The sequence below is a fragment of the Pseudomonas sp. CFBP 13727 genome (assembly GCF_014841915.1).
GTDB lineage: Bacteria > Pseudomonadota > Gammaproteobacteria > Pseudomonadales > Pseudomonadaceae > Aquipseudomonas > Aquipseudomonas baltica.
Genome location: NZ_JACYUT010000001.1, coordinates 437,495 through 455,707, shown reverse-complemented (window position 1 = coordinate 455,707; position 18,213 = coordinate 437,495). Strand labels below are relative to the sequence as shown.

Annotated in this window: 14 protein-coding genes; 2 read left to right on the top strand and 12 right to left on the bottom strand. The window is 64.9% G+C overall.

Annotated elements, in window-relative coordinates; all coding sequences use genetic code 11:
• Positions 1 to 13 precede the first annotated feature (13 nt).
• Complete coding sequence (locus tag IFT76_RS01870; protein ID WP_192054444.1) at positions 14 to 2,155, bottom strand: ATP-binding protein; 2,142 nt, start codon at positions 2,153 to 2,155, stop codon at positions 14 to 16.
• 87 nt (positions 2,156 to 2,242) lie between these two features.
• Between IFT76_RS01870 and IFT76_RS01865 the strand changes: the two genes are divergently transcribed.
• Positions 2,243 to 3,403 (top strand): PilT/PilU family type 4a pilus ATPase, encoded by a 1,161-nt coding sequence (locus tag IFT76_RS01865; protein ID WP_192057231.1) that lies wholly within the window; start codon positions 2,243 to 2,245, stop codon positions 3,401 to 3,403.
• A gap of 117 nt (positions 3,404 to 3,520) precedes the next feature.
• Here IFT76_RS01865 and IFT76_RS01860 read toward each other — a convergent pair whose 3' ends face one another.
• The 11 genes from IFT76_RS01860 to xdhA form a co-directional block, all read right to left on the bottom strand.
• A complete protein-coding gene (locus tag IFT76_RS01860) occupies positions 3,521 to 4,315 on the bottom strand; it encodes an endonuclease/exonuclease/phosphatase family protein (protein ID WP_122714227.1) in 795 nt (264 codons plus the stop codon).
• A 70-nt stretch (positions 4,316 to 4,385) separates the two neighbouring features.
• Positions 4,386 to 5,156 carry a 3-hydroxybutyrate dehydrogenase gene (locus IFT76_RS01855; RefSeq protein WP_192057755.1) on the bottom strand — a complete coding sequence of 257 codons (771 nt, stop codon included), beginning with the start codon at positions 5,154 to 5,156 and terminating at the stop codon, positions 4,386 to 4,388.
• Between the two features lie 39 nt (positions 5,157 to 5,195).
• Positions 5,196 to 6,773, bottom strand: coding sequence for an ABC transporter ATP-binding protein (locus IFT76_RS01850; protein ID WP_192057230.1), 1,578 nt, complete (start codon positions 6,771 to 6,773; stop codon positions 5,196 to 5,198).
• A gap of 131 nt (positions 6,774 to 6,904) precedes the next feature.
• Entirely contained in the window at positions 6,905 to 7,927 is a 1,023-nt protein-coding gene (locus IFT76_RS01845; RefSeq protein WP_192054519.1) for an ABC transporter permease, read from the bottom strand.
• The gene (locus IFT76_RS01840; protein ID WP_192054449.1) at positions 7,924 to 8,985 is read right to left on the bottom strand and encodes a microcin C ABC transporter permease YejB; all 1,062 of its coding nucleotides are present in this window, start codon (positions 8,983 to 8,985) and stop codon (positions 7,924 to 7,926) included. The genes IFT76_RS01845 and IFT76_RS01840 overlap by 4 nt, the downstream gene beginning before the upstream one ends.
• Positions 8,985 to 10,832, bottom strand: a complete 1,848-nt coding sequence (locus IFT76_RS01835) for an extracellular solute-binding protein (protein WP_192057229.1) — start codon at positions 10,830 to 10,832, stop codon at positions 8,985 to 8,987. The genes IFT76_RS01840 and IFT76_RS01835 overlap by 1 nt, the downstream gene beginning before the upstream one ends.
• Positions 10,833 to 10,950: 118 nt before the next feature.
• Complete coding sequence (locus IFT76_RS01830) at positions 10,951 to 11,232, bottom strand: peptidylprolyl isomerase (protein ID WP_043189047.1); 282 nt, start codon at positions 11,230 to 11,232, stop codon at positions 10,951 to 10,953.
• A gap of 87 nt (positions 11,233 to 11,319) precedes the next feature.
• Entirely contained in the window at positions 11,320 to 12,627 is a 1,308-nt protein-coding gene (gene guaD / locus IFT76_RS01825) for a guanine deaminase (protein ID WP_192057228.1), read from the bottom strand.
• Positions 12,624 to 13,490 carry a xanthine dehydrogenase accessory protein XdhC gene (xdhC, locus tag IFT76_RS01820; protein WP_192057227.1) on the bottom strand — a complete coding sequence of 289 codons (867 nt, stop codon included), beginning with the start codon at positions 13,488 to 13,490 and terminating at the stop codon, positions 12,624 to 12,626. Before xdhC ends, guaD begins: the two co-directional genes overlap by 4 nt.
• Positions 13,483 to 15,858, bottom strand: coding sequence for a xanthine dehydrogenase molybdopterin binding subunit (gene xdhB / locus IFT76_RS01815; protein ID WP_192057226.1), 2,376 nt, complete (start codon positions 15,856 to 15,858; stop codon positions 13,483 to 13,485). The genes xdhC and xdhB overlap by 8 nt, the downstream gene beginning before the upstream one ends.
• Entirely contained in the window at positions 15,851 to 17,305 is a 1,455-nt protein-coding gene (gene xdhA / locus IFT76_RS01810) for a xanthine dehydrogenase small subunit (RefSeq protein WP_192057225.1), read from the bottom strand. Before xdhA ends, xdhB begins: the two co-directional genes overlap by 8 nt.
• 246 nt (positions 17,306 to 17,551) lie before the next feature.
• Here xdhA and IFT76_RS01805 point away from each other — a divergent pair, with 246 nt between their 5' ends.
• On the top strand, positions 17,552 to 18,211 hold the full coding sequence (locus IFT76_RS01805) for a GntR family transcriptional regulator (RefSeq protein ID WP_192057224.1): 660 nt from the start codon (positions 17,552 to 17,554) through the stop codon (positions 18,209 to 18,211).
• The last annotated feature ends 2 nt before the right edge of the window (positions 18,212 to 18,213 follow it).

Below are 18,213 nucleotides of genomic sequence, written 5' to 3'. Positions count from 1 at the left end.
ATTATGCCGCAAATCACGCCAGGTTGATCATGTCGCGGATCTTGCTGCCCAGGCGCTCGATGGAAAACGGCTTGGTGATCATGTCCATGCCCTCGGCAAGAAAGCCATAGCGTTCCGCTGCTTTCTCGGCATACCCGGTGATGAACAGCACCTTCAGGCCTGGCCGCTGCTGCCGCGCGATCTCCGCCAACTGCCGGCCGTTGAGCCCGGGCAGGCCTACGTCAGTCACCAGCAGATCGATGTCCAATCCCGCGTCGAGCAAGGCCAGCGCCGCCGTGGCCTCGCCGGCGGAATGCGCGGCGTAGCCCAGTTCGTCGAGCACATCGAGCACCAGCATCCGCACCGCTGGATCGTCCTCGACCACCAGCACGCTTTCACCGTCCCGGGCCATGGGCAACACGGCCGGAGCGCGCTGCTCGGCCAGCGCATCGGACGGTTCGCTGTGCCGCGGCAGGTACAGGCGCACGCAGGTGCCCTCGCCGGGACGGCTCTGCAGCGTTACCTGTCCGCCCGACTGCTGGGCGAAGCCATAGATCATCGACAACCCCAGCCCGGTGCCCTGACCGATGGGCTTGGTGGTGAAGAACGGATCGAATGCCTTGGCCAGCACCGGGGCACTCATGCCGCTGCCGTTGTCGCTGACCCGGAACATCACGTAGGCACCCGGCTTGACCGGCTCCAGCGTAGCGCCTTCGGGGGTGGCGTCGAGCTCGCAGTTGGCGGTTTCGATGGTCAGCACACCACTGTCGGGCATAGCGTCGCGGGCATTGATCACCAGATTGAGCAGGGCGTTCTCCAGCTGGCTGGCATCGGTGTTCACCGGCCAGACGTCGGGCGCCAGTTGCAGCTGCAACTGTAGATGTTCGCCGAGCGTGCGGCTGAACAGCTCTTCGAGCGAATGCACCAGCGCGTTGGGCGCCAGGCGCTTGCGGTCCAGCGACTGCCGTCGCGAAAACGCCAGCAAGCGGTGAGTGAGACCGGCGGCGCGATGGGCCGAGCTGACTGCGGCCTCGCTGAAGCGCTTGATTTCGCTGCTGCGCCCGGCGTCGATGTAGCGCTGCATCAGGTCGAGGCTGCCGATGATGCCGGTGAGCATGTTGTTGAAGTCGTGGGCGATGCCACCGGTCAACTGCCCCAGCGCTTCCATCTTCTGCGCGTGGCGCAACGCCTCTTCGGCGCGTTCGCGCTCCTGCATTTCGTTCTGCAGGCGCAGGTTGACCTCGGCCAGGGCCTGGGTCCGTTCGCTGACGCGGGTTTCCAGATGCTCGTTGAGCTCGCGCAGCGCCTGCTCCACCTGACGCCGATTCTGCACGTCTTCGGTCATGCCGAACCATTGCCGGATCACGCCGTCGGCATCCAGTTGGGGCAGCGCACGGGCGTGCATCCAGTGGTAGCTGCCATCGGCCATGCGCAGACGGTACTCGGCATCGTAGGGGCGACCAGTGCTCACCGCCAGATGCCAGGCGTCGAGGGTCGGCAGGTGGTCATCCGGATGCACCAGCTGCGCCCAGTCGTCGTCCGGTCGCAGGCTGCGCATGCCGGTCAGCTGGCGCCAGCGCTCGGTCTGGCTTTCGCCGTCGGTGCGGCCGTTGGCGTCGGCGGTCCAGTGCACCGCCGGGGACAGCTCGATGGCCATGCGGAAATGCGCCTCGCTGTCGCGCAACTCCTGCTCGGTGCGTTTGCCCACCGCGCTCACTTCACGGCGCTCGTTGGCCTCGATGGCCGTGACCAGAATGCCGGCGACGCGCTCGTTTTCGTCGCGAATCGGGCTGTAGGTGAGGTCCAGCCAGACCCGCGCCGAATGCCCTTCGCGCGGCAGATTGAAGCCCTTCTCGGTGAAGGCACGCACTTCGCCGCGCATCACCGCGGCGTAGATGGGATCGGAAAACGGCTTGAGCTCGGGCCAGATGCGGTCCACCGGCTGGCCCAGGGCGCGGGGGTGGTTGCTGCCCACCAGCAAGGCAAAGGCGTCGTTGTACAGCTGGCACAGTTGCGTGCCCCACAGCAGCAGCATCGGCATGGGCGAGTGGGTGACGATGTCCACGGCCGTGCGCAAGCTCTGTGGCCAGGCATCGGGGCCGGGCAGGGGGCTGTCGGTCCAGTCCATGCTGGCGATCAGTGTCGCGACCTTGCCGCCCACAGGTGAGGCATTCATTGCGTTATCCTTTGATTTACCGCGGCTGCTTATCCAGCCAAGCTATAGCGTACTTTCTATCGACCGCCTTTACAGGACCCCAAGCCTATGGAAATCCAGGCATTGCTCAAGCTCCTGGCCAGTCAGGATGGCTCCGACCTCTACCTGTCCACTGGCGCGCCACCCTGCGCCAAGTTCAACGGCGTGCTCAAGCCGCTCAGCGCCGAAGCCTTGAAACCAGGCGACATTGCCGCGATCGCGGCCAGCATCATGGACGCCGAGCAGCGTATAGACTTCGAGCGTGAGCTGGAAATGAATCTGGCGTTGTCGATCCACGGGGTAGGGCGCTTTCGCGTCAATATCTTCAAGCAGCGCAACGAAGTGTCCATTGTCGCACGCAACATCAAGCTCGACATTCCCAGCTTCGAAGACCTCAAGCTGCCGCGCAAGCTGCTCGACGTGATCATGGAAAAGCGCGGCCTGGTGCTGTTCGTCGGCGCGACCGGTTCCGGCAAGTCGACGTCGCTGGCCGCATTGATCGACTACCGCAACCGCAACAGCAGCGGGCACATCATCACCATCGAGGACCCGGTGGAGTTCATCCACCGGCACAAGAAGTCGATCATCAATCAGCGTGAGGTGGGGGTCGACACACGCAGCTTCCAGGCCGCCCTGAAGAACACCCTGCGCCAGGCGCCGGACGTGATCCTGATCGGCGAGATCCGCGACCGCGAAACCATGGAACACGCACTGGCATTCGCCGACACCGGCCACCTGGCGATTTCCACCTTGCACGCCAACAACGCCAACCAGGCGCTGGACCGCATCATCAATTTCTTTCCCGAAGACCGCCGCCCGCAGTTGCTCAACGATCTGGGCAACAACCTGCAGGCGTTCGTCTCGCAGCGGCTGGTACGCACCACCGACGGCAAGCGCCGCGCGGCGGTCGAGGTGATGCTGGGCACGCCGACGATTCGCGACTTCATTCACCGCAACGAGTTTTCCGAGCTCAAGGGCATCATGGAGAAATCCGTGAACCTGGGCATGCAGACGTTCGACCATGCTTTGTACGAGCTGGCCATTGAGGGGGCGATCAGCGAGGAAGAAGCGTTGAAGAATGCCGATTCGGTGAACAACCTGCGCCTGCGCTTGAAGCTGCACGGCGAGGAGGGCGTGCAGCACACCTCGGCGCCCGCCTCGCCCACGCCTGCATCCGACCGCAAAAGCGCAGATTGGGGCCTGGTGAGCGACGACCCCGAAAGCCAGTAGTGACCCGCCAATGATCCTTGTAGCAGCGGCGCGAGCCGCGTCCGGCCTCATCGCGGTTTTACAGATACACCGCAGCGCACCCGGACGCGGCTCGCCCCGCTGCTACAAGGGTCTGCGCTACAGATGAATCTCAACCGCCAACGGCAAATGGTCCGACAGGTGCGTCCACGGCTTGTTGCCCAGAATGATCGGCCCGTGGCTGGTTGCGTTGCGCACATAGATCCGATCCAGGCGCAGCAGCGGAAAGCGCGCCGGGTAGGTCTTGGCCAACTGCCCGTTGTGCCGTTCGAACGCCTCGTGCAGATCCTTGCGCTTGGCCAGCGTAGCGTTGCCGCGCAACTGCCAGTCGTTGAAATCGCCGGCAATGATCACCGGCGCATCCTCGGGCAACGAATCGAGCAGCTGGCTCAACAGCGCCAATTGCTGTTGGCGGTGGCTTTCCAGCAGCGACAAGTGCACACAGATCGCATGCACCTCGTCGTGCCCCGGTACCTGCAACACGCAATGCAGCAAGCCGCGGCGCTCGGGCCCGGTGATCGAGATGTCGAGGTTGCTGTAGCGCAGAATCGGGTACTTGGACAGCACCGCGTTGCCATGGTGGCCGTCCGGGTACACCGCGTTGCGCCCGTAGGCGAAATCGCTCCACATGCTGTCGGCGAGAAACTCGTACTGTGACATCTGCGGCCAGTTGGAGAACTTCGACGCATGGCCGTCGTGGCCGCCCAGCACTTCCTGCAGGAACACCAGGTCGGCGCTGGTGCTGCGCACCGCCTCACGCAATTCGGGCAGGATGAAACGGCGGTTGAATGCGGTAAAACCCTTGTGTGTATTCACCGTCAGCACCCGCAGGCGATGCACTTCACGGGTCTGGTCCGGCGCTTGCGGGCCGAGCGGTTCGCTGGGGGGAGCGATGGTCACAGAAGCTCCTTGCACATGGTAATGTCCTTACTCCGACTTTGCCGGCACGGGGCGGTTCCCCGCGTCATTGCGCCAGCCAGCCACCGTCGATGTTCCACGCCGCACCGCGCACCTGGCTGCCGGCCTCGGTGCACAGAAACATCACCAGTTCGCCCAGATGCTCGGGCGTGACGAATTCCAGCGAGGGCTGTTTTTCCGCGAGCAATTCGCGCTGGGCGTCAACCGGGTCACCACCCGTGGCCGCACGATCATCGATCTGCTTCTGCACCAGCGGAGTCAGCACGAAGCCGGGGCAGATGGCGTTGCAGGTGATCTGCGTAGTCGCGGTTTCCAGGCCGACCACCTTGGTCAGGCCGATCACGCCATGCTTGGCGGCGACATAGGCGGCCTTGCCGACCGAGCCGACCTGACCGTGCACCGAAGCGATATTGACGATCCGCCCCCAGCCTTTCTCACGCATGCCCGGCAGCGCCAGGCGAGTGCCGTGGAACACCGAGGACAGGTTGATCGCGATGATCGCATCCCAGCGCTCCACGGGAAATGCCTCGACCGCCGCCACGTGCTGGATGCCGGCGTTGTTGACCAGGATATCGACACCGCCGAACGTCGCTTGCACGTACTCGAACAGCTCGGCCAGCTGCGTCGGGTCGCTCACGTCGGCACCGTGGTGGGCGACCTGGGTGCCATGCCGGCGTACTTCCGCGAGGGCCGCCGCCGGATCGCCGAAACCGTTGAGCACCACGTTGGCGCCGTGGCGGGCCAGCACCGAGGCAATGCCCAGGCCGATGCCGCTGGTGGAGCCGGTAACCAAAGCCGTCTTGCCGTCGAGTGCCATATGCATTGCCTCTGGGGTTGTCCTGCAATCTATACCACGCTACACCAGCGCCGCCTGCAGCAATTCCTGGGTGTAGGGATGCCGAGGGTCGGTGAACAGTCGGTCGGTAGGGCCGTACTCCACCACCTGGCCGTCCTTGACCACGATCACATCATGGGCCAGCGCCCGCACCACCGCCAGGTCATGGCTGATGAACAGGTAGGTCAGGCCGTGGCGCTCCTGCAACTGACGCAGCAGTTGCACCACCTGCTTCTGCACCGTGCGGTCGAGGGCCGAGGTCGGCTCGTCCAGCAAAATCAGCGCCGGGCGCAGCACCAGTGCCCGCGCGATGGCGATACGCTGACGCTGGCCGCCGGAAAATTCGTGGGGGTAGCGGTGCCGTGCCGCGGGGTCCAGGCCGACTTCGCGCAGCACCTGGATGACCTGCTCGTCGCAGGCCCGGGCGTTGGCGCCGCTGTGCACTTCCAGACCTTCGCTGATGATCTGCGCCACCGACATGCGCGGGCTGAGGCTGCCGAAGGGGTCCTGGAAGACCACCTGCATCTGCTTGCGCCACGGCCGCATCTGCTTCTGATCCAGACCATCGAGTGCCTGGCCCTGGAAGCGAATGCCGCCCTGGGAGTCGAGCAGGCGCAGGATCGCCTGGCCGAGGGTCGACTTGCCCGAACCGGACTCGCCGACGATGCCCAGGGTCTTGCCCTGCTGCACGCTCAGGCTGATGCCGTCCACTGCCTTGACGAACTCGCGCGGCTTGCGAAACAGACCGCCGTCCAGGGGGTACCAGACCTTCAGGCCGTCGACCTGCAACAGTTCCGGCCGATTCTCCTGGCACAGCACCGCACCGGCCGGTTCAGCGTCCAGCAGCAGTTGGCTGTAGGGGTGCTGCGGTGCACTGAACAGCTGCTCGCAAGCGGCCTGCTCGACGATTTCGCCGGCACGCATCACACAGACATGCTGGGCAATGCTGCGCACCAGGTTGAGGTCGTGGCTGATCAGCAGCAGCGACATGCCCAGGCGCTTCTGCAATGACTGCAGCAACAGCAGGATGCGCCGTTGCACCGTCACGTCGAGGGCGGTGGTGGGTTCGTCGGCGATCAACAGCTGTGGCTCGCAGGCCAATGCCATGGCGATCATCACGCGCTGGCGCTGGCCACCGGACAACTGGTGCGGGTAGGCCTTGAGGCGTTTGCGCGGGTTCTGGATGCCGACCATCTCGAGCAATTCCAGGATGCGTGCCTCGGCCTGCTTGCCGCCCATGCCCTTGTGCACCAGCAGGGTTTCACCGATCTGCTTGTGCACGGTGTGCAAGGGATTGAGCGAGGTCATGGGCTCCTGGAAAATCATGGCGATGCGGTCACCGCGCATGCGGCGCAGGGTCGCTGCATCGGCGCCCATCAGTTCCTGCCCCTGGTAGCGCACGCTGCCGCTGCTGGTGCAAGCGGTGCCGGGCAACAGTTGCAGGATGGAGTGGGCAGTCACCGACTTGCCCGAACCCGATTCCCCGACCAGGGCCACGCACTGGCCGACGGGAATGTCGAAGCTCACGTCCTTGACCACCGCCTGGCCATTGAACGCCACGCTCAGGTCGCGGATTTCGATGAGGTTTTCAGCGGTCATGGGCAGGGCCTTCTGCGGGGACTGGGATACCGCGTTCGCGGCCACTGGCCGCTCCTACAGGGATTGGTGAAGTGCCTGCATCCACTGTAGGAGCGGTCAGCGGCCGCGAATGAACCCCTACAAATCGCCAGTCAAGCACGCGGATCGAACGCATCGCGCAGCCCCTCTCCAATGAACACCAGCAGCGACAGTATCAGCGCCAGCGTGAAAAACGCGGTAAACCCCAACCAGGGTGCCTGCAGGTTCTGCTTGCCCTGGGCAATCAATTCCCCCAGCGAAGCGCTACCGGCCGGCATGCCGAAACCGAGGAAATCCAACGCCGTCAGCGTGGAAATCGCCCCGGTCAGAATGAACGGCAGAAAGCTCAGGGTCGCGTTCATGGCGTTGGGCAGAATGTGCCGCAGAATGATCTTGCGGTCCGACAGCCCCAGCGCTCGCGCTGCCTTGACGTATTCCAGATTGCGCCCGCGCAGGAACTCGGCGCGCACCACGTCCACCAGCGCCAACCAGGAAAACAGCGCCATGATCCCCAGCAACCACCAGAAATTGGGTTCGACGAAGCCCGACAGGATGATCAGCAGGTAAAGCACCGGCAGCCCAGACCAGACCTCCAGCAGACGCTGGCCGAACAGGTCCACCCAACCGCCGTAGTAGCCCTGCAGAGCACCGGCGCCGATGCCGATCAGTGAGCTGATCAAGGTCAATGCGAGGGCAAACAGGATCGACACCCGCGCGCCGAAGATGACCCGCGCCAGCACATCGCGCGACTGGTCGTCGGTGCCCAGCCAGTTGGTGGTCGACGGCGGGCTGGGCGCCGGTTGGCTCAGGTCGTAGTTGGGCGTGTCGGCGCTGAACGGAATCGGCGGAAACAGCATCCAGCCGCCGCGCGCCTCGATCAACTGCCGCACATACTCGCTGCGGTAGTCGGCCTGGAACGGCAGCTGGCCGCCGAATTCCTGCTCGGTATGGCGCTTGAACACCGGGAAATACAGCTCGCCGTCGTACTTGAGCACCAGCGGTTTGTCATTGGCGACCAGCTCGCCGCCCAGCGTCAGGGCGAACAGGGCCAGGAACAGCCACAGCGACCACCAGCCGCGACGGTTCTGCTTGAAGCGGTCCAGGCGACGACGGGCCAGGGGCGACAGGCGCATCAGGCATTCCTCGCGCTGAAGTCGATGCGGGGATCGACCAGGGTGTAGCACAGGTCGCCGATCAGTTTGATCAGCAGCCCCAGCAGGGTAAAGATGAACAACGAGCCGAACACCACCGGATAATCCCGCGCCACGGCGGCCTCATAGCTCAGGCGACCGAGCCCGTCGAGGGAAAAGATCACCTCGATAAGCAACGAACCGGCGAAGAACACGCTGATGAACGCCTGTGGCAGGCCGGCCACCACCAGCAGCATGGCGTTGCGGAACACATGGCCGTATAGCACCCGTTGCTCGCTCAGGCCCTTGGCCCGCGCCGTCACCACGTATTGCCGGGTGACCTCGTTGAGGAAGGAATTCTTGGTAAGAATGGTCAAGGTGGCGAAACCACCGATCACCAGCGAGGTGACCGGCAGCACCAGGTGCCAGAAGTAGTCGGCGACCTTGCCCAGCAGGCTGAGCTCGGCGAAATTGTCCGAGACCAGCCCGCGCACCGGAAACCAGTTCAACGAGGTGCCGCCGGCGAACACCACGATCAGCAGCATGGCGAACAGGAACGCCGGCATGGCATAGCCGATGATGATCAGGCTGCTGCTCCAGATGTCGAAGCGGCTGCCATGATGCACCGCCTTGCGAATGCCCAGCGGGATCGACACCAGGTAGGTGATCAAGGTGGCCCAGAAGCCCAGCGAGAGGGTCACCGGCATCTTGTCCAAGATCAGGTCGGTGACCTTGGCGCCGCGAAAGAAGCTGCTGCCGAAATCCAGCACCGCGTAGCTCTTGATCATCAGCCACAGGCGCTCGTGGGCCGGTTTGTCGAAACCGTACTGGCGCTCGATGTCCTTGATCAGTTTCGGGTCCAGGCCACGGCTGGCCCGCGAGCCGCCCTGCAGCGTGTCGCCGCCGCCACCGGTGACGCTGGCGCCGCCTACGCCCTGCAGGCGCGCGATGGCTTGCTCGACCGGGCCGCCCGGCGCGGCCTGGACGATGGCGAAATTGACCAGCAGGATCGCCAGCAAGGTCGGCACGATCAGCAGCAGGCGACGTAGCGTGTAACCCAGCATCAGTGAGTCTTCCCTGTCAGGCGGTCGCGCATCTGTTCGGTGGTCAGCGCCGTCGGGCTGACCTCCCACCAGGTTTCGATGGCCGGGTCATTGGGCGCTGGCGAGGCGGGCATGCCGAAGCGGTTCCACCACACCGTGGAGGTGCCCGGCGGGTAATAGTTGGGCACCCAGTAGTAGTTCCACTGCAGCACCCGGTCGAGGGCGTGCGCGTAGTCGCGCATCTGCGGTTGCGTGCTGGCCGCGCCGAGGCCATTGATCAACTGGTCCACGGCCGGGTCCTTGAGCACCATCAGGTTGTTCGAGCCGGGGTCGGTGGCCACGCTCGAGCCGAAGAAGTTGTACAGCTCGATGCCCGGCGTCGGGGTCACCGGGTAGCCGCTGATGATCATGTCGTAGTCGCGCGCCATCAAGCGGTTGACGTACTGCGAGGAATCGATGCGACGAATCTCCATGGTGATGCCGATCTGCGCCAGGTTGCGTTTCCACGGCAGCAGCAAGCGCTCCAGACCGTTCTGGGTATTGAGAAAGGTGAAGCTCAGCGGCTGGCCTTCGGCGTTCACCAGACGGTCGCCGTCGGCGTGCCAGCCGGCCAGCTGCAGCAGGCGCAAGGCTTGCAACTGCTTGTCGCGGATCAAGCCCGAGCCGTCGCTGACGGGCGCATGAAAGACTTTGCTGAACACTTCATCCGGCACCTGGCCACGCAGTTTTTCCAGAATCTGCAATTCGCCGTCGCTGGGCAATTCACGGGCGGCCAGCGGGCTGTTGGAGAAGAAGCTCTGCTGCCGGATGTACATGCCGCGCATCATCTGCCGGTTACTCCATTCGAAGTCCCAGAGCATGGCCAGCGCCTGGCGCACGCGGCGGTCCTGGAACACCGGTCGCTGCAGATTGAAAATGAAGCCCTGGGCCGATTGCAGGCCCTGCTTGGCCAGGTGCGCGCGTTGCAGGCGGCCATCGTCGAGCGCCGGGCCGTTGTAGCCGATGGTATAGGCGGTGGCGGAGAACTCGCGGTTGTAGTCGTAACCGCCGCCGCGCAGCACCTGGCGAGCCACATCGGTGTCGCCGAAGTACTCGATGCTGAAGCGGTCGAAGTTGTACATGCCGCGTGCTTCGGGCAGGTCCTTGCCCCACCAGTCGGGGTTGCGCTGGAAGGTGATGCTGCGGCCGTTGTCGATCTTGTCGATACGGTACGGGCCGCTGCCCAGCGGTGCCTCGAAGCCGCCGCCGTTGGCGAAGTCGCGGGTTTTCCACCAGTGTTCGGGCAGCACCGGCAGTGTCGCCAGGTCCAGCGGCAGGGTGCGGCTTTCGGCGTTCTTGAAGTTGAAGCGCACCTGCCGTGGGCCCTCGACCTGCACGTCCGCGACATTGGCGAACTGCGTGCGGTAGCCCAGGCTGCCTTCGCGCATCAACAGCTCGAAGGTGTAGCGCACGTCCTGCGCGGTGATCGGCTGGCCGTCGGCGAACACCGCCTTGGGGTTGAGGTAGAAGCGCAGCCACAGGCCGTCTTCAGCGCGCTCCATGCGCTCGGCCACCAGCCCGTACACGGTGTACGGCTCGTCCAGCGAGCGCACCGCCAGAGGGGCGTAGAGCAGGCCGTCGACCTGGCTGACGCCAATGCCCTTGTCGATGTACGGCAGAATGTGGTCGTACTGGCCGATCTCCACCGCCGAGCGACGCAGGCTGCCGCCCTTGGGCGCGTCGGGATTCACATAGTCGAAATGCTGGAAGTCGGCAGGGTAGCGGGGCGCTTCGCCGTAGACGGTCAATGCGTGCTGCGGCGCAGCCTGGGCATTGCTCGCGGTGGTGAACAGGGCACAAAGAACGAATGAGAGGAAAGCTGCGCGCATTGTCTGCCTGAGTCGAAGAGCGAAGGGTGCAGCCTAACATCATGGCCCGGTGGCATTGCAAATGCAGAACGGCCCGCGATAGACGGGCCGTTCGGGTGTAACGCAGACCGCGGACTGATCAGTCCTGGCGGCTGGTGACTTCCAGCAGGTGGTAACCGAACTGGGTCTTCACCGGGCCCTGCACGACGTTGATCGGCGCGCTGAACACGACGGTGTCGAATTCCTTGACCATCTGGCCTGGGCCGAACGAACCCAGATCGCCACCTTGGCGGCTGGACGGGCAGGTGGAGTTGGCCTTGGCGATCTCCGCGAAATCGGCGCCGCCTTCGATCTGGGCCTTGAGGTCGTTGCACTTGGCTTCGTCGGCAACCAGGATGTGGCGGGCAGTGGCTTTAGCCATGGTGATTCTCCTTTCTGAAAAAGTGGGCAGGGTACCCGATTGAGGGGGCATTTTCCTGCAAAAGTTCCATGTGAATGTCCGCGGCGATCAGTCGCGGCTGTGCACTTGGCGCCCTGCGGCGTAGGTCTGCAGCACCGCGCGGTCGTCGCCCAGGGTCATCAGCACGAACAGCACTTCCTCGAAGGTCTTGGCCTGGCCGATGCGATAGCTCAGCAGCGGCGTGGCATGGTAGTCGAGCACCACGAAGTCGGCGTCGGTGCCTGGTTGCAGCGTGCCGATGCGGTCTTCCAGGCGCAGTGCGCGGGCGCCGCCCAGGGTCGCCAGGTACAGCGACTTGAACGGGTTGAGCTTTTCACCCTGCAACTGCATGACCTTGTACGCCTCGTTCAGGGTCTGCAGCAGCGAGAAGCTGGTGCCGCCGCCGACGTCGGTGCCCAGGCCGACATTGACCTTGAAACGCTCGGCCTGGGGCAGGTTGAACAGGCCGCTGCCCAGGAACAGGTTCGAGGTGGGGCAGAAGGCGATGGCCGAGCCGGTTTCGGCCAGGCGCTGGCATTCCTCGTCGCACAGGTGCACGCCGTGGGCCAGCACCGAGCGCTCGCCGAGCAGCTGGTAATGGTCGTACACGTCCAGGTAGTTGCGCCGCTCGGGGAACAGCGCCTTGACCCACTCGATTTCCTTGAGGTTCTCGCTGATGTGGGTCTGCAGGTAGACGTCCGGGTATTCGCGCAGCAATTGCCCGGCCAGGGTCAACTGCGCCTCGCTGCTGGTCGGCGCGAAGCGTGGCGTCACCGCGTAGTGCAGGCGGCCCTTGCCGTGCCAGCGCTCGATCAGCGCCTTGCTCTGGGCATAGCTGCTGTCGGCAGTATCGGTCAGGTAGTCCGGGGCGTTGCGGTCCATCATCACCTTGCCAGCGATCAGCCGCAGGTCCAGGGCCTCGGCGGCTTCGAACAGGGCGTCGACCGATTCAGGGTGAACGCTGCCGAACACCAGCGCGGTGGTGGTGCCGTTGCGCAGCAGTTCCTTGAGGAAGATATCCGCCACTTGGTCGGCATGGGCCTTGTCGCTGAACTGGCCTTCGCACGGGAAGGTGTACTCGTTCAGCCAGTCCAGCAGTTGCTCGCCATAGGAACCGACCATGCCGGTCTGTGGAAAATGAATGTGGGTGTCGATGAAACCGGGGGTGATCAAGGCATCCGGGTAATGAGTGATCTCGACGGTGGCCGGCAGCGTCGGCAGCACCTCGTCGGCCGCGCCCAGCGCCAGGATGCGACCGTCCTCCACCACCAGCACGCCATCGGCGAAGTATTGGTAGGAGGCCTGGACACCGACCAGGGCAGGGTCGTCGAGGCTGTGCAGGATCGCGGCGCGATAGGCTTTGCGGGTAAGGCTCATGGTGCATCTCTCAAGGTAACGGGGCTGCGGCGCGAGCGCGGCAGCAGTTGGGCGACCTCCGGCGAGCTGGCTGTCCCCGGCTCGGCGCGGGCGCCAAAGTGCGCATTGTAGGTGGCGATGATCTCGGCGGCGATGGAAACGGCGATTTCCATCGGCAGCTTGCCTTTGACTGCCGCCAGGCCCATGGGGCAGCGCATGCGCTGCACTACACTGGGCGCGATGCCGCGGTCGCGCAGGCGATGCTCGAAGCGGGCGCGCTTGGTGGCCGAGCCGATCAGGCCGAACCAGGTGAAATCGTTGCGTTCGAGAATGGCCCGGGTCAACTCCAGATCGAGCGAGTGGTCGTGGGTCATGACGATGCAGTAGCTGCCCGCCGGCAGGCTCGCCACTTCATCCACCGGCTCGTCGGTGATCACCTGGCAGACCCCATCGGGCAGGCTTGGCGGAAACTCGTCGGCCCGCGAATCGACCCAACGCACCCGGCACGGCAGGCTCGCCAGCAGGGGCACCAGCGCGCGGCCGACGTGGCCAGCGCCGAACACCACCACTTGCGCCTGCGCCTGCAGCATGGGCTCGAACAGCAGCACCGTGGCACCGCCGCAGCATTGGCCCAGGCTGGCGCCCAGGCTGAAGCGTTCCAGGCGCGTGGCGCGGGTGCCTTCGGCGAGCATCTGTCGAGCGATGTGCAGGCACTTGTACTCCAGATGACCGCCGCCGATGGTGTCGTACAGGGCGGTGGCACTGACCACCATCTTGGCCCCGGCGTTGCGCGGCGTAGAGCCCTTTTCTTCGATGATGGTCACCAGCACGCAGGCTTCGCCGCGGGCCTGATGCTCGGCCAGCGCGCCGATCCAGTCAGTCATGGGCAGTGCTCCCCTCGGTCGCCTTGCGCATCTGCTCGCAGCCCCAGAGCACCCGTTCCGGGGTGGCGGGGGCGTCGATGTTCGGTTGCAGGCGGTAATCACCCAGGCTCGCCACGGCGTCCTTGATCGCGCACCAGGCGGCGATTCCCAGCATGAACGGCGGCTCGCCCACGGCCTTGGAATGGAACACCGTGTCTTCCGGGTTCTTGCGGTTCTCAACCAGGTGCACGCGCAGATCCTGTGGCATGTCGGCCACCGCCGGAATCTTGTACGAGGCCGGCCCGCTGGTCAGCAGCTTGCCTTGGTCGCTCCACACCAGTTCCTCGCACGTCAGCCAGCCCACCCCCTGCAGGAAGCCGCCTTCAACCTGGCCGAGGTCGATGGCCGGGTTCAACGAGGCGCCGACGTCATGCAGGATATCGGTGCGCAACAGCTTGTACTCGCCGGTCAGCGTGTCGATCAGCACTTCGCAGCACGCCGCGCCGTAGGCGAAATAGTAGAACGGTCGGCCGCGCGCCAGGCTGCGGTCGTAGTGGATCTTCGGCGTCTTGTAATAACCGGTGCTGGACAGCGACACCTGGCCCATCCACGCCTGCTGCACCAGGCTCTGGAACGTCAGCAACTGGTCCCGTACGCGCACGTGGCCGTTGCTGAACGCCACGTCTTCTTCACTGACCCGATAGTGCCGGGCGGCGAACTCCACCAGCCGCTGCTTGAGGATCAGCGCGGCGTTCTGCGCCGCCTTGCCGTTCAGGTCGGCGCCACTGGAAGCCGCGGTGGGGGAGGTGTTGGGCACCTTGTCGGTATTGGTCGCGGTGATCTGGATGCGGCCGATATCGACCTGGAACACCTCGGCCACCACCTGCGCGACCTTGACGTTCAAGCCCTGGCCCATTTCGGTGCCGCCGTGGTTCAGGTGAATGCTGCCGTCGGTGTAGATATGGATCAGCGCCCCGGCCTGGTTGAGGAAGCTGGCGGTGAACGAGATACCGAACTTCACCGGCGTCAGTGCCAGGCCTTTCTTCAATATCGGGCTGTCGGCGTTGAACGCGCGGATCGCCTCGCGGCGCGGGCCATAGTCGCAGCTGGCTTCGAGCTCGGCGGTGATCTCTTCGAGCAGGTTGTGCTCCACCGTCTGATAGTAGTGGGTGACGTTGCGCTCGGTCTTGCCGTAGTAGTTGGCCTTGCGAACCGCCAGCGGGTCGAGGGCCAGGTGGCGGGCGATGCGGTCCATCACTTCCTCGATGGCGACCATGCCCTGGGGGCCGCCGAAGCCACGGTAGGCGGTGTTCGACGCGGTGTGGGTCTTGCAGCGGTGGCCATTGATGGTGGCGTCGCCCAGGTAATAGGCGTTGTCGGCATGGAACATCGCCCGGTCGACGATGGATGCCGACAGGTCAGGGGAGTAGCCGCAGTTGCCGGCCAGGTCCAGGTTGATCCCGTGCAGGCGCCCGCTGTCGTCGAAACCGACGTCGTACTCGATGTAGAAGGGGTGGCGCTTGCCGGTCATGAGCATGTCCTCGACCCGCGGCAGGCGCATCTTGGTCGGCTGCCCGGTCAGGTGCGCCACCACCGCGCACAGACAGGCCGGGCTGGCCGCCTGGGTTTCCTTGCCGCCGAAGCCGCCACCCATGCGGCGCATGTCCACCACCACCTGGCTCATCGACACGCCCAGCACTTCGGCCACCAGCTTCTGCACCTCGGTGGGGTTCTGCGTCGAGCAGTAGACGATCATGCCGCCGTCCTCGGTGGGCATCACCGAGCTGATCTGCGTCTCCAGGTAGAAATGCTCCTGGCCACCGATGTGCAGGCTGCCCTGCAGGCGATGGGTGGCGCTGGCCAGAGCGGTCGCCGAATCACCGCGCTGGTGGGTGTGGCTGTCGAGCACGAAATGCTTCTGCCGCAGCGCCTCGACCACGTCCAGCACCGGCGGCAGATCTTCGTACTCGATCACGGCGGCCATCGCCCCGCGGCGGGCGCTGTCGAGGTCGCGCGCCGCCACGGCCAGCACCGGCTGGCCAACGAACTCTACCTTGTCGATCGCCAGCAGCGGGTCGCCCGGCAGCAGCGGGCCGATGTCCTTTAGGCCGGGAATGTCCTCGTGGGTGATTGCCAGGCGCACGCCGGGAATGGTGTAGCAGGCCGACGTGTCGATGCGCACGATGCGCGCGTGGGCACGGTCGGAAAGCCGGGCGTACACGTGCAGCTGGTTGGGGAATTCCAGGCGGTCGTCGATGTACACCGCCTCACCGGTGACGTGCTTGTCGGCGCTGTCGTGCTTGACGCCCCGGCCAACGCCGGTGGTCAGGCCCTGGGCGAACAGTTCAGCCATGCGTGCCTGGCTGTCGGGCGCTGGATGCTCAGACATGGGCGCTCACCCGCGTTTGAATGTGTGGCGACTGCAGCTCGAGGAAACACTTGCGCAGCAGGTTCTGTGCGGTCAGCAGGCGGTACTGCTTGCTCGCGCGAAAATCCGACAGCGGTGTGAAGTCCTCGGCCAGGGCGGCGCAGGCGGCCTCGACGCTGGCCTTGTTCCAGGGCTTGCCGAGCAGTGCCGATTCGCAGGCCGCAGCGCGTTTGGGAATTGCCGCCATGCCGCCAAAGGCGGCGCGCACCTCGTGCACCACACCGTCTTCGATCAACAGGTCGAACGCGGCGCAAACCGCGGAAATGTCATCGTCCAGGCGTTTCGACACCTTGTAGGCGCGGAAAGCCCGGCGCGGGTCGGCGCGGGGCACGATGACCTTCTCGATGAACTCGCCGTCTTCGCGAGCGGTGATGCGGTAGTCGATGAAATAGTCCTGCAGGGGCAGGGTGCGGCTGCGCGAGCCTTTGCGCAGTACCACCTGTGCGCCCAGGGCCAGCAGCAGCGGCGGGGTATCACCGATCGGCGACGCATTGCCGATGTTCCCGCCCAGGGTGGCCTGGTTGCGGATCTGCAACGAGGCGAAGCGGTGCAGCAGGTGGCCGAAATCCGCGTACTCGTGCGCCAGTGCCTGATAGCAGTCGGTCAGCGGCGTGGCCGCGCCGATCTCCAGGCGGTCGTCGAAAATGTCGATGCGCTTCATCTCGGCCACATGGCCCACGTAGATCATCACCGGCAGCACCCGGTGCGCCTGGGTCACCTCCAGCGCCAGGTCGGTGCCGCCGGCCAGCAGCCGTGCCTCGGGCTGCTCGCTGTACAGCTCGGCCAGATCGGCCACGGTCAAGGGCACCAGGCAACGGTTGTTGCCGCCGTGGAGTTCGTCGGTGTGCGCCGGTGCAATGGTTTTCAGCCTGGCGATGGTCTGCGCCCGCTGGCTGTCGAACTGATCGGGCAGCGCAGTTCCGCCGCAGGCCTGGGCCGCGGCGTCGAGAATCGGCCGGTAGCCGGTGCAGCGACACAGGTTGCCGGCCAGTGCTTCGCAGGCCTGATCGCGGCTGGCCTGGGGTTGGTTCTTCTGCAGGGCAAACAGCGACATGACGAAGCCAGGGGTGCAGAACCCGCACTGCGAGCCATGGCAGTCGACCATGGCCTGCTGCACGCTGTGCAGGCGGCCCTGATGCTTGAGGTCCTCGACACTGAGCAGTTGCTTGCCGTGCAGGCTGGCGACGAAGGTCAGGCAGGCGTTGCTGCTGCGATAGCGCATCTGCGCCTGCGCGCCGTCTTCTACCAGTTCGCCGATGACCACCGTGCACGCACCGCAATCGCCGCTGGCGCACCCCTCTTTGGTGCCTGGGCGCGCCAGATCGGTGCGCAGGTAGTCGAGCACGGTCAGGTTCGGGTCCAGGGCGTGCTCGGTATGCAGCTGTTGATTCAAGAGAAACTGGATCACGGATGGCCTCACGACACCTGATTCTTGGGTCTGCCTTGAGCAGAATCTATGCGGCGGCCGGGAAGCGGTCAACGATTAGCTGACCTGCGGGTCAGGAAGTTTCGCGAACCCGTTGCCTGCACCCCGGCAGTCATGCCTTTGCCAAGCCACATCCGTGCCAACTGCCGCCTTTGCCGTTCAATTGGAGTACACTGCGCCGCATGCTTTGATCACAGCTTGCCGATTACCGATTGTCGAAGGAAACCCATGACGTTCAAGGCGCCGGACAGCCTCGCCGAGCAAATTGCCCATCATCTGGCCGAGCGCATCATCAGCGGTGAGCTCAAGCCGGCCGAGCGCATTCAGGAACTCAAGGTCACCCAGGCGCTGAACGTCAGCCGCGGCTCGGTGCGCGAAGCCCTGTTGATTCTCGAGCGCCGCCACCTGGTCGAGATCCTGCCGCGGCGCGGCGCCCAGGTCAGCGAACTCACCGAGCACAAGGTGCGCAGCCTCTGTGCCCTGATGGGCGAGATGTACATCATGCTCGGCGACGCCGTGGCCCAGCGCTGGCAGACCGAGGCCGACCTCGCACCGTTCCTGGTCATCCAGCAACGCCTGCAGACCAGCTACGAGCGCCAGGACATCACCGCCTTCGTCGAGGACAGCTTCAACGTCATGCGCGCCGCCTATCCGTTCGCCAACAACCCGTACCTGCAAGAAACCATCGAGAACCTCCAGCCGGCCATGAACCGCACCTACTACCTGGCCCTGGAGCAGCGCAAGGCCTCGATGAGCGAATACCTGGCCTTGTTCGGGCGGCTGCTGCAGGCGGTTTCCGCGCGCGATCCGCAGCTCATCCGCAAGGTTCTCGGCGAATACTGCCAGCGCAGCTGTGAACTGGTGCTCAGCGCCCTGGCGGCGCGCTGAGC

What these genes read in the sequence shown, in the direction of transcription:
- IFT76_RS01870 (WP_192054444.1), bottom strand. Translation starts at nt 2,155, where the DNA reads ATGAATGCCTCACCTGTGGGCGGCAAGGTCGCGACACTGATCGCCAGC.
- IFT76_RS01865 (WP_192057231.1), top strand. Translation starts at nt 2,243, where the DNA reads ATGGAAATCCAGGCATTGCTCAAGCTCCTGGCCAGTCAGGATGGCTCC.
- IFT76_RS01855 (WP_192057755.1), bottom strand. Translation starts at nt 5,156, where the DNA reads ATGGCACTCGACGGCAAGACGGCTTTGGTTACCGGCTCCACCAGCGGC.
- IFT76_RS01850 (WP_192057230.1), bottom strand. Translation starts at nt 6,773, where the DNA reads ATGACCGCTGAAAACCTCATCGAAATCCGCGACCTGAGCGTGGCGTTC.
- IFT76_RS01840 (WP_192054449.1), bottom strand. Translation starts at nt 8,985, where the DNA reads ATGCTGGGTTACACGCTACGTCGCCTGCTGCTGATCGTGCCGACCTTG.
- IFT76_RS01835 (WP_192057229.1), bottom strand. Translation starts at nt 10,832, where the DNA reads ATGCGCGCAGCTTTCCTCTCATTCGTTCTTTGTGCCCTGTTCACCACC.
- IFT76_RS01830 (WP_043189047.1), bottom strand. Translation starts at nt 11,232, where the DNA reads ATGGCTAAAGCCACTGCCCGCCACATCCTGGTTGCCGACGAAGCCAAG.
- guaD (WP_192057228.1), bottom strand. Translation starts at nt 12,627, where the DNA reads ATGAGCCTTACCCGCAAAGCCTATCGCGCCGCGATCCTGCACAGCCTC.
- xdhC (WP_192057227.1), bottom strand. Translation starts at nt 13,490, where the DNA reads ATGACTGACTGGATCGGCGCGCTGGCCGAGCATCAGGCCCGCGGCGAA.
- xdhB (WP_192057226.1), bottom strand. Translation starts at nt 15,858, where the DNA reads ATGTCTGAGCATCCAGCGCCCGACAGCCAGGCACGCATGGCTGAACTG.
- IFT76_RS01805 (WP_192057224.1), top strand. Translation starts at nt 17,552, where the DNA reads ATGACGTTCAAGGCGCCGGACAGCCTCGCCGAGCAAATTGCCCATCAT.